This window comes from Inquilinus sp., assembly GCF_057815775.1.
The window spans coordinates 1-14512 of record NZ_JBYRFX010000657.1 but is presented as its reverse complement, the minus strand read 5'-3'; the positions used below and the strand labels follow the sequence as shown (position 1 = coordinate 14512).

General features: G+C 68.8%; 12 protein-coding genes. 5 read left to right on the top strand and 7 right to left on the bottom strand.

The window, feature by feature from the left end; genetic code table 11:
* Nucleotides 1-4: 4 nt before the first annotated feature.
* From AC3XYG_RS22865 to AC3XYG_RS22850, 4 genes are all read right to left on the bottom strand, one after another.
* Nucleotides 5-952, bottom strand: a complete 948-nt coding sequence (locus AC3XYG_RS22865; protein ID WP_489142169.1) for a dihydroorotate dehydrogenase — start codon at nucleotides 950-952, stop codon at nucleotides 5-7.
* Entirely contained in the window at nucleotides 949-1800 is an 852-nt protein-coding gene (locus AC3XYG_RS22860; protein ID WP_489142168.1) for a dihydroorotate dehydrogenase electron transfer subunit, read from the bottom strand. Before AC3XYG_RS22860 ends, AC3XYG_RS22865 begins: the two co-directional genes overlap by 4 nt.
* A gap of 14 nt (nucleotides 1801-1814) precedes the next feature.
* Entirely contained in the window at nucleotides 1815-3065 is a 1251-nt protein-coding gene (locus AC3XYG_RS22855; protein ID WP_489142167.1) for an MFS transporter, read from the bottom strand.
* Between the two features lie 188 nt (nucleotides 3066-3253).
* Complete coding sequence (locus AC3XYG_RS22850; protein WP_489142166.1) at nucleotides 3254-4171, bottom strand: helix-turn-helix domain-containing protein; 918 nt, start codon at nucleotides 4169-4171, stop codon at nucleotides 3254-3256.
* A 303-nt stretch (nucleotides 4172-4474) separates the two neighbouring features.
* On the opposite strand from AC3XYG_RS22850, the gene AC3XYG_RS22845 reads away from it, so the two are divergent.
* The 5 genes from AC3XYG_RS22845 (at nucleotide 4475) to AC3XYG_RS22825 (ending at nucleotide 11501) form a co-directional block, all read left to right on the top strand.
* Nucleotides 4475-5701, top strand: coding sequence for a Rieske 2Fe-2S domain-containing protein (locus AC3XYG_RS22845; protein ID WP_489142165.1), 1227 nt, complete (start codon nucleotides 4475-4477; stop codon nucleotides 5699-5701).
* Between the two features lie 44 nt (nucleotides 5702-5745).
* On the top strand, nucleotides 5746-7107 hold the full coding sequence (locus AC3XYG_RS22840; RefSeq protein WP_489142164.1) for an SLC13 family permease: 1362 nt from the start codon (nucleotides 5746-5748) through the stop codon (nucleotides 7105-7107).
* Nucleotides 7108-7121: 14 nt separating this feature from the next.
* Complete coding sequence (locus tag AC3XYG_RS22835; RefSeq protein WP_489142163.1) at nucleotides 7122-8090, top strand: PDR/VanB family oxidoreductase; 969 nt, start codon at nucleotides 7122-7124, stop codon at nucleotides 8088-8090.
* 154 nt (nucleotides 8091-8244) lie between these two features.
* On the top strand, nucleotides 8245-10047 hold the full coding sequence (locus tag AC3XYG_RS22830; protein ID WP_489142162.1) for a S9 family peptidase: 1803 nt from the start codon (nucleotides 8245-8247) through the stop codon (nucleotides 10045-10047).
* 26 nt (nucleotides 10048-10073) lie between these two features.
* Entirely contained in the window at nucleotides 10074-11501 is a 1428-nt protein-coding gene (locus AC3XYG_RS22825) for a M20 family metallopeptidase (RefSeq protein ID WP_489142161.1), read from the top strand.
* 14 nt (nucleotides 11502-11515) lie between these two features.
* Here AC3XYG_RS22825 and AC3XYG_RS22820 read toward each other — a convergent pair whose 3' ends face one another.
* The 3 genes from AC3XYG_RS22820 to AC3XYG_RS22810 form a co-directional block, all read right to left on the bottom strand.
* Nucleotides 11516-12808, bottom strand: a complete 1293-nt coding sequence (locus AC3XYG_RS22820; protein WP_489142160.1) for a D-tagatose-bisphosphate aldolase, class II, non-catalytic subunit — start codon at nucleotides 12806-12808, stop codon at nucleotides 11516-11518.
* Nucleotides 12809-12829: 21 nt separating this feature from the next.
* A complete protein-coding gene (locus AC3XYG_RS22815) occupies nucleotides 12830-14140 on the bottom strand; it encodes an alpha-glucosidase/alpha-galactosidase (protein ID WP_489142159.1) in 1311 nt (436 codons plus the stop codon).
* Nucleotides 14141-14184: 44 nt separating this feature from the next.
* A partial coding sequence (locus AC3XYG_RS22810; protein WP_489142158.1) for an SIS domain-containing protein occupies nucleotides 14185-14512 on the bottom strand: 328 nt, incomplete at its 5' end.

The window sequence follows — 14512 nt, the reverse complement described above, 5'->3', positions numbered from 1 at the left end:
AGGGTCATTGCGCCGGTGCCACCCAGGCCAGTTCGGGCTCGTCCGCCTCTTCGGTCACCATCGCGCCGATCAGCTCGGCAACGCGCGGGATCTGCCGCCGGGAGCAGAACCGGTCCAGCCCGTCGATGATCGCGACCATGGCGGCCGGCTGGATGAAGGTCGCCGTGCCGACCTGCACCGCGCTGGCGCCGGCCAGCAGGTATTCGACCGCGTCTTCGGCCGTGGCGATGCCGCCGCAGCCGATGATCGGGATGCCGACGGCCCGGGCGCATTGGAACACCTGGCGCAGCACGATCGGCTTGATGGCGGGGCCGGACAGGCCGCCCAGGACGTTGCCCAGGCTCGGTTTGAACGTCTCCAGGTCGATCGCCATCGCCAGGATGGTGTTGGCCACCACCAGCGCGTCGGCGCCTGCGGCCTCGGCCGCCCGCGCCACATCGGCAAGGTCGCTGGTGTTCGGGGTCAGCTTGGCCCAGACCGGCAGGTCGGTGGCGGCCCTGATGGCGCGGATGACCGCTTCGGTCGAGGCCGGCCGCATGGCGAAGACCCGGCCGTCCTCCTCGATGTTGGGGCAGGAGATGTTGGCTTCGATGGCGTGCACGCCGGCGCGCGTCATCTCGGCGGCCAGGCTGGCGAAGCCTTCGGCCGTCGGGGCCGAGATGCTGACCACCAGCGGCGTCGCATAGGCCTTGAAGGCCGGGATGGTGTGGCCGATGAAATGGTCCACCCCCTTGGACGGGATGCCGATCGAATTGATCATGCTGGCCGGCCGCTCCACCACCCGGGGCAGGGGGTTGCCGGTCCGCAGCTCGCGGGTGATGGTCTTGGTGACGAAGGCGCCCAGGCGGGAAAAGTCCACCGCCTTGCCCAGCCCCTCGGCAAAGGTGCCGGAGGCAGGCATGACCGGATTGGCCAGGCGCAGCGTGCCGATCCGCACGGACAGGTCCGTCATGGCAGCGCCTCGCGCAGGTCGAAGACCGGGCCGTCCCAGCAGACGCGGCGATGGATGATCGCGCCGCCGACGTTGAAGTCACGGACGCAGCAATGGCAAAGGCCGATGCCGCAGGCCATCTGCTGTTCCAGCGCCACCTGTCCCGGCAGGCCGAATTCATGGGCCAGAAGCTGCTGCACCCGCATCAGCCGGCTGGAGCCGCAGGTGAAGAAGGCGTCGCAGCGCCCGTCCGCGATCAGCCCGCGCAGCAGGCGTTCGACATGGGCCGGGCCGCTGGTGCCCTCGGCATCGGTGACGCCGATGACCGCCGCCCCCTCGGCGCGGAACCGGTCGACCGACACCAGCAGGTCCGGGCGCCGAGCGCTGAGGATGGCGGTGACGGCAATGCCGGCCTGCCGTGCCGCCCCGGCCAGCGGCGCCAGCGTGGCCAGCCCGGCACCGCGGCCGACCACGGTGATGCGGCGCCATGCCGGGTCGAGCGAGAAGCCGACGCCCAGCGGCCCCATGATGTCGATCGGGTCACCCGCGGCCAGTCGGTCGAGGCCCCGGGTGCCGGCGCCGGTCACCTTGTACAGGAACTCGACCTCGCCCCGGCGGGGATCCGCGCCATAGAGGCTCATCGGCCGCCGCAGGAAGGGCTGGTCGCCTGGGCCCTGCGGGCACAGCAGCTGGAAGAACTGCCCGGGCCGGGCGGCGGCGGATTCATCGCCGCAGCGGACGGTGAGGTGGCGGTATTCGCCATTGACCGGGCGGTTGGCCACGACCTCCGCCAGCTCCGCCACCACGCTGGCATGCCAGGCGCTGGGCGGGGCTGCGGTCGGGTCCGGCATCAACAAGGGTGTCGCCATGACGACCTCCGCGGTCAGGACAGTTCGGCGCCGCGGCGCTCGGGGATCAGGAACCACAGCGCGATGATGTCGAGGATGTAGAGCAGGGCGAGCAGCGCGATGGCGGTGTCGAACCCCCAGGAAGCGGCGATCGCCCCGACCGCCAGCGGGCCGAAGCCGGCGACGGCGCGGCCGATGTTGAAGAAGACGTTCTGCGCCGTGGCCCGGGCCGAGGTGGGATACAGCTCGCTGATCAGGGCGCCGTAGCCGCCGAGCATGCCGTTGACGAAGAAGCCCATGACGGCGCCGGCGACCAGCAGCGCCGTCGGGTCCGTCAGCCGGGAATAGACCACGACCATGACGCAGGCGCCCAGCATGTAGGTCAGGAAGGCGGGGCGGCGGCCGATCCGGTCGGCGACATGGCCGAAGACGAAGATGCCGACCGCCATGCCGGCGATGGTGACCGATGTCCAGATCGCCGATTGCGTCAGGCCGTAGCCGAAGCGGGAGGACAGGTACCCCGGCAGCCAGATCATGATGCCGTAATAGCCGAAGTTCTGGACCGAGCAGAGGATGACCATGCCGAGGCTGAGCTTGGTGGTCTCGCGGTCCTTGATGAGGAGGCGGAGCGGCGAGACCGACCGGGGCTCGCGCGCCTTGCGGGCCACGAACACGTCCGGCTCATGCAGGGAATAGCGGATGGCGTAGGCCACCAGGGCGGGCAGGATGCCCAGGGCGAACATGCCGCGCCAGCCCAGGATCGGCAGCAGGGCGGGGGTGACCAGGGCCGCCGCCAGGACGCCGAGCTGCCAGCCCAGCCCGACATAGGACGACGCCCGTGCCCGCTTCGAGGCCGGCCACGCCTCGGCCACCAGCGCCATGCCGATGCCGAATTCGCCGCCCAGGCCGATGCCGGCGATGGTGCGGTATAGCAGCAGGTCCCAATAGCCCTGGGCCAGGGCGCACATCCCGGTGAACACGGCGAACAGCACGATGGTCCAGGTCAGCACCTTCACCCGGCCCAGCCGGTCGGACAGCATGCCGAAGACGAAGCCGCCGATCACTGCACCGATCAGGGTCGCCGTGACCAGCGATGCCCCCTCGGCCTGGGTCAGCCCGAGATCGGGGATGATGACGCGCAGCATGAAGCCGAGGATCAGCAGGTCGAAGCCGTCCATGGCATAGCCGATCGCCGACCCCCACAGCGCCTTGCGGGCCCTGCTCTTCTGGTCGTCCGTCTCGATGGTGCCGTCCGACAGGTCGGCACTATACCGTGCATCTGTCATAGCCATCCCCGTATGTTGTTTTGTTGAGCCGTATCTCAAACCCGTGCCCGGCGGCCTGCGGCGGCGATTGCGACGCCCTCCGTCAATGCTGCCGGCTTCTCATTGCCGCACCGATTTCCAAATATCAAGATAAATATCAATAATGAGACAAGGCAGAAACAATCCGCCCTCCGGCCTGCTCCGACCCGTCAGCAGCGGTCCAGGGCGCTCTGCAGCTGAATCGCGCCGTCCCGGCCCTTGGCCGCCTGGTCCCACAATCGCTCGACCATCGCCTGGTACAGGCTGACCGCCCCCGGCGACGTGCTGATGGTGGCGATCCCGGTGCGGATGTTCGGCAGCTCGCCCAGCCGGAAGGGCGACACCGCGACATGGCGCGACGTTGGGTCCTCGAAGATCTGGAACGTCTCGCTCGGCATGTTGTCGCTGACGATGCCGATCTGGATGCCCATCGGGTCGGATTGCATCAGCCCGACGATGCGCTGGATCTCGGTGCGCGCCGCCATTTTCCGGTCGAGCTGGACGCCGGGCGGCAGGTCGAGCCGACCGACCAGCCCATGGTGCAGGAACTGTTCGACCTGGCGCAGGCCGATCAGGCTGATGATGCCGGGATGGCGGTGCGAAAAGGCCCGTTTCCGCTCCTGCAGGATGCCGAGGATGGTGTCGATGCTGGCATGCCAGCCGCTGTCCGCCAGCGCCACCGGCAGGCTTTCCTCCAGCATGAGGCGCAGGTAGCGGTCGTAATCCGGCGAGGTCAGCAGGTAGGAGATCGGGTCGAAGTGGGCGAGGACGCGGACCGCCCGGGCCTCCAGCTGGCGCATCCGTTCGAAATAGCTCAGCGCTGAGGAATGGTACTCGACATCGATGCCCAGGAGGTTGGCCATGGTGACGCCGAGCAGCCGCGCCAGGCGCTCCAGCGTCGCGATCTTGACGATCTCGCCCCGCTCCAGCCGGTAGACCGCCGCGCGCGAGATGTCCAACTGAGCGGCCACATCCTCGGACCGCAGGCCGGCGGCGATGCGATAGGCGCGCAGGCGGTCGCCCAAGGCGACGAAGTCGATGCCCTGCGAGGTGTCGTCGGTGATCGTCAGGCTCGCATTGTCGTCCATCTCGGTCTCACGCCGCCATGTTTTGTCTCTTTTATTGTATAGCCCGTTGTGCCCCGCATTCCAATATCCGGCTGCTCATCCGCCTCTGTTCGCCCCGTAAGCGAAGGCGAAAAGCGCGACAAGGCAGGCAGGGATTGCCGAGGGCGACCCAAAAAGGGTTGCGGTAGGAATTCAAGTTTGCCATTCTCAAAAAAGAGACAGAACGCGGAAATTGATCCGCCGCATAGCCAGCCACCGCACCCCATCGGCCCGCGCAGTCGCTGCGCCTGATGCAAATGGGTGTGGGCCAAGGGAGAGGGACCCATGCTGAACCAAGAAACGAACGAGCTGCTCACCCGCGTCGGCCCGGGAACGCCCTGCGGCGAGCTGTTGCGGCGGTACTGGCATCCGGTCGGCTATTCCTCCGAACTGCCGAAGGCGGGCGAGACCCGGAAGGTGCGAGTGCTGGGCGAGGATTTGGTGCTGGCACGCACCGAGGGCGGCGGCATCCTGCTGGTGCAGGAGCGCTGCCCGCATCGAGGCGCGTCGCTGCTGTACGGATTCGTCGAGGGCGAGCAGATCCGCTGCGCCTATCACGGCTGGCTGTACAACCGCGCCGGCGAATGCGTCGAGCGGCCGTTCGAATCCGAGAAGGCCAACCGCGTCTGCCGCAAGATGATCCAGAGCTATGCCACCCATGAGGCCGGCGGCCTGATCTTCGCCTATATGGGCCCGGTGGCGGACAAGCCGGCCTTCCCGAACTGGGACATCCTGGTGCGCCGTGACGGCATCCGGCATTTCGAGGTGCAGGACGATCTCGCCTGCAACTGGTTCCAGGTGCAGGAGAACGCGGTCGACGTCACCCACACCTTCTACACCCACTCGAAATACTTCGCGCATCTCGGCATGGCCGACGGCTCGGGCTTCGGCAAGCCGTTCAAGAAGTTCGGATTCCAGCAATTCGACTGGGGCATCCTGAAGAGCTGGGATTATGAGGGCCCGGGCCGCGGCTTCGGCAATCTCATGGTGTTCCCGAACATGCTGCGGATCATGACGGAGATGCATTGGCGCGTGCCCGTCGACGACACCACGACGCGCATCGTCTGGGTGTCGTTCACCCCCTCCGCCGATGGGCAGGAGGTGCTGTCGAACGAGCCGCCCCGGATCGTCCAGCAGCCCAAGCGCACCGACGCCGAAGGCCGCTACCTCATGGACACCTTCATGAGCCAGGACGCCATGGCGGTGGAGACGCAAGGGCCGATCCTGGACCGCACGCAGGAAAGCCTCGGCGCGTCCGACCGCGGCATCCTGATGTTCCGCCAGCTGCTGAAGGCGCAGATCGAACAGGTGCAGGCCGGCGGCCGGCCGATCGCCAATGTCTACGACGAGGAGCCGGAGGTGACGGATCTGCGGCGCTGGATGGGTGGCTACCTGCCGATGAGCTGCCAGCCCGACCCCAGCTTCCGCCAGACGGCGGAATGGGACGACATCTTCGATGACGGCCACCAGGAATACGTGATCCCGCCGACGTCGCCCGTCCTCCGTCCCTGAGCGATGGCCGTGACGACATCCGCAATCGCGCGTGGGGGGCGGGGATGACGCTGGACCGCAAGGGCGGTTGGACCCTCGGCGCCCTGGCAGCAGGCCTGGCCGTCCTGCTGCTGCTGGCCCTGACGCAGCGGCTGCCGGGGGCTGACGCCCGCATCATCGGCATCGTCTACACCTGCGTGCTGCTGTGGGCCACGGCGGCGATCCCCGGCTATCTCGTGTCGCTGCTGTTCTTCCTGCTGGCGACGGTGCTGACGGCGGTGCCGCCGTCGGAGATCTTCTCCGGCTTCGCCTCCAGCGCGTTCTGGCTGGTGTTCAGCGGCGGCGTGATCGGCGTCGCCCTGAAGGACAGCGGCCTCAGCCAGCGCATCGGGGCCATCCTGGCGCGGCGCATCGGCCGGTCCTACCTCAAGGCGCTGTTCGCCTTCGCGGTGCTCAGCTTCGCCCTGTCGCTGATCATGCCGTCGACCTTCGGCCGGGTGGCGATCCTGGTGCCGATCGAGATCGGCTACTGCCAGGTCGCCGGCCTCGATCGGTCTGGCCGCGGCCAGAACGGCATCCTGCTGTTGGTGATCGTCGGGTCGTATGAGCTTGCTGCGGCGGTGCTGCCGGCCAACCTGCCGAACGTCATCATGTCGGGCATCCTGGAGCAGAGCGCCGGCATCCATCTCAGCTTCTCCGAATACCTCACCATGTTCTTCCCCACGGGCGTGCTGGTCCGTGGCGCGATCCTGATCGGGGTGTCCTACCGGCTGTTTCCCGACCGGGTGGAGGCCGACCCGCCGGCCCCGCACACCGCCCCGCTCTCGCGGCAGGAAATCCGGGTCCTCATCCTGCTGTCGGCCACGCTGGCGCTGTGGCTGACCGACTCGCTGCATCGCATCGCGCCGGGCTGGGTCGGGCTCGGCTTCTCGCTGGCCTATCTCCTGACCTCGTCACGGCAGCAGGTCACGGCCTTCGCCGACACCTACAAGATGGACCTGCTGTGGTTCATCGCGGCGATCATAGGCCTGACCGCGCTGATCAACCACATCGACCTCGGCATGGTCTCGGCCCTGGCCGGGAGCGATCTCACAGACCAGCCGCTGCTGGCCTATGCGGCGCTGATCGGCGTCTCGATCGCCCTGTGCTTCGTGGTGACGTCGAATGCCGAGCCGGCGCTGTTCACGCCCTTCGCCATGCGGCTGCTCGGCCATGGCGCGCTGCTGAAGATGGGGCTGCTGTCGCAGGTGATGGGGTATTCGACCACCTTCCTGCCGTACCAGTCGCCGCCGATCGTGTTCGGCACCGACCTGGCGAAACTCGATCGTGGCGCCGTCGTCCGCTACTGCCTGGTGACGGCGGTGCTCGGCGTCGTGTTCGTGATGCCGCTCAACGCTGCCTGGTGGTGGCTGATCGGCCTGCTGTGACCAAGGCTCAACACATGACCACTAGCCTGATCGAAGCCCGCGTGCTGGCGCGTCGGCAGGAAGCCGCCGACATCGTGTCGCTGCGGCTGGCCGCATCCGCCGACGGTGCCGGCCTGCCCGGCTTCGACGCCGGGGCGCATATCGACGTCCACCTGCCGAACGGCTCGGTGCGGAAGTATTCGCTCTGCAACGACCCGGCGGAGGCCGGCGTCTACGAGATCGCGGTCAAGCTGGAACAGTCGTCGCGCGGCGGATCCCGCTGGCTGCACGAAACGGTCGGCGCCGGCGACACGATGCGGATCGGCGTGCCGCAGAACCTGTTCCCGCTGGCGGCGGCCACCGGGCGCAGCGTGCTGCTCGCCGCCGGCATCGGCATCACCCCGATCCTGGCGATGGCGCGGGTGCTGGCGCGCGATGGCCGGGCGTTCGACCTGCACTACTTCGCCCGGTCCCCCGACGCGGCGGCCTACCGATCCGTGCTGGCGGACGAGCCCTATCGCCGGGCCACGACCCTGCATTTCGGGCTGGATGCCGAGGCCACGCAGGCTATGCTCGAGCGCGCCGTGCCTGATGCGGCCGGCGATGCCCATCTGTATTTCTGCGGCCCGCCGGCCTTCATGGCGATGGCCCAGCGCGTCGCCGCCGCCCGCCTGCCGCCGGAGCGGGTCCACTGGGAGAATTTCGCGCCGGCCGAGCCTACGGATGGGGTGGCGGATGCGGCGTTCGAGATCGAGCTGGCGCGGTCGGGCACGGTGCTGACCATCCCCGCGGGCCAGTCGATCACCGATGTGCTGTACGAGAATGCAATCCCGATCGACACCTCCTGCGAGGCCGGGATCTGTGGATCCTGCCGCACAGCGGTGCTGGCCGGCACGCCGCTGCACCGCGACGAGGTGCTGTCGCCGGCGGAGCGGGCCCGGAACGACTGCATGCTGCCCTGCGTGTCGCGCTGCACCTCCGGGCGATTGCTTCTCGATCTCTGACTCCTCCACGGCGACGCCTGCAGATTGCCGGGGGCAACACGGACAATTATGCATTGGCCGGGACGCCTGCCGGCCGCCAGCATGGGGGCAATCAGGGCGCACCCGCTGAACGGGCGGGCAGCCGGTCCTGCGGGCAGGGAGCAGGTATTTGACCATGGTGACGCCGCACGCGGCGATCCGGCCCTATCTCGACATCCGTGGCGCCAGGAGCCCGGCGCTGTCGCCGGATGGCGGGCTGATGGCCTTCCTGAGCGACGAGACCGGCTTCAACCAGATCTGGTTGCAGCTGGCGGCCGGTGGCGCCGCCTGGCGGTTGGCCGAGACCGAGGAGCCGGTCGGCGCGCTGGCCTTCAGCCCGAAGAACCGGGACCTGGTCTTCACCATGGATCGCGGCGGTGACGAGCGGCACCAGATCTGGCTGATCCCGGGCGTCGACGGCGCGGCGACGGCGCTGACCGATGACCCGACCACGGTCCATGTCTGGGGCGCCTGGTCGCCGGACGGCACGCGGATCGCCTACGCCTCGAACGCCCGCGACCGCACCCATATGGACATCCATGTGATGGAGGTTGCGACCCGCCGGGCGACCTGCGTCTACCGGGGCGAGCTGTACCGCGAGGTCGTCGGCTTCTTTCCGGACGGGCAGGCGCTGCTGGTGCGGGACGGCACCCGGGCGATGAGCGACCAGGATTTGTTCCGGCTCGATCTCGGGACCGGCGCCTATGAGCCGCTGCTGCCGCATGACGGCCGGGCGGCCTACCTCTCGGCGAAGTTCAGGAAGGACGGCAGCGGCCTGTTCCTGCTGACCGATCAGGGGCGGGATTTCCAGGGCATCGCATTCTTTTCCCTCACCGGGCAGGGCCTCGACTGGCTCGTGGCGCCGGACGTGCGGGACGTCGATGCGATGGCGCTGTCGCCCGACCAGCGGCGGATCGCCTGCGTGGTCAATGAGGAGGGCTGGAGCCGCATCCTTGTCCATGACCTCGACACCGGCGCGGAGACGGCGGTGGACGGGCTGCCGCCCGGCGTGATCGCCTCCGTGGCCTGGCGGTCGGATGGCAGCGGGCTGGTCTTTCCGCTCGAGGGGGCGGCGACGCCGCCCGGCATCTGGCGCTCCGATCCGGCGTCCGGCGCCGTGGCCCGGGTGACCGACGTGCCCAAGGGCGGCATCGATATCGGCGGCTTCGTCGAACCCGTGGTGCAGCGGGTCGAAAGCTTCGACGGGCTACCGGTGCCGTTCCTGCTCTACCGGCCGCAGGGCGAAGCGCCGGCCGGCGGTTTCCCGGCGATCATCATCGTCCATGGCGGGCCGGAGGCGCAGTGGACGCCGGGCTTCCGTGCCGATGTCCAATACATGCTCGCCCGCGGCATCATGGTCGCGGCGCCCAATGTCCGGGGCAGCACCGGCTATGGCCGGCCCTACCAGCATCTCGACGATATCGATCTCCGGATGGACAGTGTCGCCGACCTCCGGGCCGTGCGGCTGGCGCTGGGCGCGCGGGACGATGTCGACGAAGCCCGGATCGGCGTCTTCGGCCGGTCCTATGGCGGCTTCATGGTGCTGTCGGCGCTGACCGAATATCCCGATCTCTGGCGCCTCGGCATCGAATTCTACGGCATCGTCAATTTCCTGACCCTGCTGCAGACCACCGGCCCCTGGCGCCGGCGGCTGCGGGCCGCGGAATATGGCGACCCGGTCGCCGACAAGGCGCTGCTGGAACGCATCTCGCCGATCCACAAGCTGCACGAGATCCGGGTGCCGCTGCTGATCGCCCAGGGGCTGGACGATCCGCGGGTGCCGCCGGGCGAAAGCGAGATGATCCATTCCGGCCTGCGCGGCCTCGGCCATCCGGTCGAATACATCCGCGTGCCGCATGAAGGGCACGGCTTCGCGCGGCTGGACAACCGGCACGAGGTGTTCGGCGCCGTCGCCGCTTTCCTCGACCGCCATCTCTGACATCACGATCGCAAGAGGGCAGACCGATGCAGAATTCCGAGAAGATCTGGCAGCTGGCCGATGCCAAGCGGACAGAGTTCGAGGCGCTGAGCGACCGGATCTGGGGCATGCCCGAGATCGCCTACACCGAATACCGCTCGGTCGCCGAACACACCGCGATGCTGAACGCCCAGGGCTTCCGCGTCACCGAAGCCCTGGCCGGCATCCCGACCGCCGTGATGGGCGAGGCGGGCGAGGGCGGGCCGGTGATCGCCATCCTCGGCGAATACGACGCCCTGCCGGGGCTGAGCCAGGAGGCCAACATCGCCGAGCCTCGGCCGCTGCCGGGCAATGGCTACGGCCATGGCTGCGGCCACAACATGCTCGGCTCGGCCGCGCTGCTCGCCGCCACCGCGCTGAAGGACCATCTCGCGGCCACCGGGCAGCCCGGTCGGGTGCGCTACTACGGCTGCCCGGCGGAGGAGGGCGGGGCGGCGAAGGCGTTCATGGTGCGCGCCGGTGCCTTCGACGACGTCGACATCGCCATCACCTGGCACCCGGCCTCGCTGACGCGGGTCGATGAGGCGCTGTCCCTGGCCAACACGCGGATGGATTTCCACTTCACCGGCCGTGCCTCGCATGCCGCCACCGCGCCGCATCTCGGGCGCAGCGCGCTCGACGCTGTCGAGCTGATGAATGTCGGCGTCAACTACATGCGCGAGCACATGCCGTCGGATGCGCGCATCCACTACGCCATGATCGATTCCGGTGGCATCGCGCCGAATGTCGTGCAGGCCTCGGCCAAGGTGCGCTACGCGGTCCGGGCACGCGACCTGCCGGGCATGCTGGCGCTCAACGAGCGGGTCAGGAAGATCGCCGAAGGCGCCGCGCTGATGACCGAGACCAAGGTCTCGGTCTCGATCATCAGCGCCGTCTCCAACATGCTCGGCAACACGCCGCTGGAGGAGGCGATGCACCGCCACCTGCTCCGCCTCGGCCCGGTGCCGTTCGACGCCGCCGACCGGGACTATGCAGCACGGATCCAGGCGACGCTGAGCGAGGAGGACATCCTCACCGACTACCGCCGCGTCGGCGTGCCGCTGAAGCCGGACACGCCACTGTGCGACTTCATCGTGCCGCGCGAATCCCGGGGTGAGCCGATGATCGGCTCCACCGACGTCGCCGATGTCAGCTGGGCGGTGCCGACGGTGCAGGCACGGGTCGCCACCCACGCCATCGGCACGCCCGGCCATTCCTGGCAGATCACCGCCCAGGGCCTGGCGCCGGCCGCGCACAAGGGCATGGTCCATGCCGCCAAGGTGATGGCCGGCACCGCGCTCGACGTGCTGAACGACGAGCAACTCCTGAGCCGGGCCAAGCAGGACCACCGGGAGCGGACGACGCGCACGCCCTATGTCTGCCCGATCCCGACGGAGGTGCAGCCGCCGCTGCAGCCCAGGCCGAAGGCGGCCTGAGCGCAGGGCTCGGGTCAGGCGTCGCGCCGGCCGGGACCGGAGGCCCGCCGATACCGGGCGAGGACCTGGCCGAGCGCGGCCATGACCAGATCATGCGCCTCGGCCTTGACCGCACCCGTCGCCACGGCCGGATACAGCGGGGCGAGATACTGGCTGACCAGCGTCTCGGGGATCGCATCCCCGGCCAGGCGCTCGAACAGCCGGTCGACCGCCGCCCGGGCCTCGGGGTGGGGCCAGTAGTAGCGGATGCGGTCGCTGTAGCTGTAGTGCCGCTTGATCCGGGCGGCGGTGGCATCGCCGCCGTAATAGCGCTGCCAATGCTCGGGTTCGGCGCACATCAGCCGTTCCATGGTGGCGCGGAGCGAGGCGGCGCCGCGGGCGGGGTCGAGCTCATCGGCGATCGCATCGAGGCCGTACAGGACCTCGCGCAGGGCGAAGGTCAGCCAGGGCCCGACCTTGAGGATGGCGAAGCCGTCGCGCACCAGCCCTTCGAGCCCTTCTTCGGTCTGGTAATCGGTCGAATGCGCCTCGAAGACCAGTGGCGCATGCTCGCCCAGCCAGGAAGACAGGGCCGCAGCACGGGCGGGGTCGTAGCGGATGACCTCGCCATCGCCGAATTCGACGCCCGGCTGGACCACCAGCCCGATCACGCGTTCGAACGCATGCTCCAGGCCGCGGCCGGCGAAGGCCTTGGCATGCACCGCGACGGTGCGCTCCGCCGCCTCCGGCCGCGTGACCTGCAAGTGGTCGGCCGCCGCCTCCCACGCCCCGCCCGGCACCGGCACCTCGGTGCCGATGATATAGACTGGGCGCCGGCCGTCATCGGACCGGGCCTCCGCCACCGCCGCCAGGCGTGCGGCCCGGCCGGCGACCGTCTCGTCCTCGAGCGCCTCCGGCTCGCCGCGGCAGCCCAGGCGGGCGTCGAGATGGATCTTGGCGCAGCCGGCCTCGACATAGGCGGCGATCAGGGCAACGGCCTTGGCGAAGGCCGCCTCGGCATCCAGGTGCTTCCATGGGTTGGGGCCGAGATGGTCGCCGCCCAGGATCAGCCGGTCCCGGGCAAAGCCGACGCGGTCGGCGATCCCCTCGACGAAGCGGCGGAAGCCGGCCGGGGTCATGCCGGTGTAGCCGCCATCCTGGTTGACCTGGTTGCAGGTCGCCTCGATCAGCACATCCGACTCCGCCGCCAGCCCTTCGCGCAGGGCCGCCTCGACGACGAGCGGATGGGCGGAACACACCGATGGCAGGCCGCGCCTGGTGCCGTCGGCGCGACGGCGGGACAGGCCGGCAAGGGTCTCGACGCTCATCTTACGATCTTCCCTTCGCTGCTACGCGGCGTGCCGGAGCGAGTCTGGCAGCCATTCGCCATGCGCCTCGAGCAACTCGTCGACCAGCGACCAGATTTGGTCGGGGCCGAGTTCGGCCGCCGTGTGCGGATCGAGCATCGCCGCGTGGTAGACGTGGCTGCGGTCGCCGGTCAGCGCCGCCTCGACGGTGAGGCGCTGGACGTTGATGCTGGTCTGCATCAGCGCCGCGAGGTGCATCGGGATCTCGCCGACCGTCACCGGCTGCACCCCGTTCCCGTCGACCAGGCACGGCACCTCGACGCAGCAATCGGCGGGGAGGTTGGTGATCGATCCGCGGTTGATGACATTGCCGTAGACCACCCGGCTGATGCCGGTCTCGCGGCTGTGGATGATCTCCGACGCGTATTCGTTGCTGCGGACGGCCTGGATGACCGTCTTCGGATCCTCCATGTCGGCCTGGGTCTGATGCCACTCCGCGATATGGACCTCGCAGCGGCGGATATATTCGTCGAGCGGGATGTTCAGGCGCTCGATCGCCTCCGGCTGGTCGCGCTTGATGTACCAGGGCACGTATTCGGAGAAATGCTCGCTCGACTCCGTGACGAAGTGGCCGAACCGCTTGAGCAGATCGTAGCGCACGCGGTTGTTTTCGGGGACCCGGCCCTCCTCGGCGACCTTGCGGATCAGCGGGTAGAGATCCTCGCCATTCCGTTCGAACTTGAGATAGAAGGCGATGTGGTTGATGCCCGCGGCGAGGTAGGTGATCTCCTCGACCGGCACGCCGATGTCGCGGGCCAGCTGGGCCGCGGTGCCGCGGACGCTGTGGCAGAGCCCGACGGTGCGGATGGGGCTCGCGCGGTTGAGCGCCCAGCAGTTCATCGCCATCGGGTTGACGTAGTTGAGATGGAGCACGTCGGGGCACAGCCGCTCCATGTCCCGCGCCATGCCGACCAGCACCGGGATCGTCCGCAGGCCGCGCATGATGCCGCCGATGCCCAGGGTGTCGGCGATGGTCTGGCGCAGGCCGTACTTCTTCGGCACCTCGAAATCGGTGACGGTGCAGGGCTTGTAGCCACCGACCTGGATCATGTTGATCGCATAATCGGCGCCGTCGAAGGCGCGGTCGCGATCTGTCGTGGCGATGATGGTCGGCTTGATCTTCAGGGCATCCGCGATCTTCCGCGCCACGATCTCCGAGGTCGAAAGCCGCTCGGCATCGATGTCGTAGAGATGGATCTCGCTGTCCGCGAGTTCGGGATAGCTGAGGATGTCGCCCAGCAGGTTCTGGGCGAACACGGTGCTGCCGGCACCGATGAAGGTGATCTTTGCCATGTCGGCTCTCTGTTTCCGATTTGCTCTTGCGGCCGGATGACGGCTCAGGCGACCAGGACGACCTTGGTCAGGTGGCGGGGGGCGGTGGAATCGATGCCGCGGCGCAGCGCGACCCGCTCGCCGAGCAGTTGCAGCGCGGGCAGGCAGACCAGGCCACGGAGGGCATCGGGCGCGGTGACGTCGATCGAAAGATCGCCCGGGCCGCCGAAGCCGATGACGCGCGCGCCTTTGGCCTGCAATTCGCGTGCGAGCTTCGTTTCCTCGTCCCGCAGCGCGTCGCTGGTCAGCATCACCACCAGCGTGCGGTCGTCGACCAGGCTGACCGGGCCATGCCGGTATTCCATCGGGTGATAGGCCTGGGTGTAGCTCAGG

What these genes read in the sequence shown, in the direction of transcription:
- AC3XYG_RS22860 (WP_489142168.1), bottom strand. Translation starts at nt 1,800, where the DNA reads ATGGCGACACCCTTGTTGATGCCGGACCCGACCGCAGCCCCGCCCAGC.
- AC3XYG_RS22830 (WP_489142162.1), top strand. Translation starts at nt 8,245, where the DNA reads ATGGTGACGCCGCACGCGGCGATCCGGCCCTATCTCGACATCCGTGGC.
- AC3XYG_RS22865 (WP_489142169.1), bottom strand. Translation starts at nt 952, where the DNA reads ATGACGGACCTGTCCGTGCGGATCGGCACGCTGCGCCTGGCCAATCCG.
- AC3XYG_RS22845 (WP_489142165.1), top strand. Translation starts at nt 4,475, where the DNA reads ATGCTGAACCAAGAAACGAACGAGCTGCTCACCCGCGTCGGCCCGGGA.
- AC3XYG_RS22855 (WP_489142167.1), bottom strand. Translation starts at nt 3,065, where the DNA reads ATGACAGATGCACGGTATAGTGCCGACCTGTCGGACGGCACCATCGAG.
- AC3XYG_RS22820 (WP_489142160.1), bottom strand. Translation starts at nt 12,808, where the DNA reads ATGAGCGTCGAGACCCTTGCCGGCCTGTCCCGCCGTCGCGCCGACGGC.
- AC3XYG_RS22825 (WP_489142161.1), top strand. Translation starts at nt 10,074, where the DNA reads ATGCAGAATTCCGAGAAGATCTGGCAGCTGGCCGATGCCAAGCGGACA.
- AC3XYG_RS22835 (WP_489142163.1), top strand. Translation starts at nt 7,122, where the DNA reads ATGACCACTAGCCTGATCGAAGCCCGCGTGCTGGCGCGTCGGCAGGAA.
- AC3XYG_RS22850 (WP_489142166.1), bottom strand. Translation starts at nt 4,171, where the DNA reads ATGGACGACAATGCGAGCCTGACGATCACCGACGACACCTCGCAGGGC.
- AC3XYG_RS22840 (WP_489142164.1), top strand. Translation starts at nt 5,746, where the DNA reads ATGACGCTGGACCGCAAGGGCGGTTGGACCCTCGGCGCCCTGGCAGCA.
- AC3XYG_RS22815 (WP_489142159.1), bottom strand. Translation starts at nt 14,140, where the DNA reads ATGGCAAAGATCACCTTCATCGGTGCCGGCAGCACCGTGTTCGCCCAG.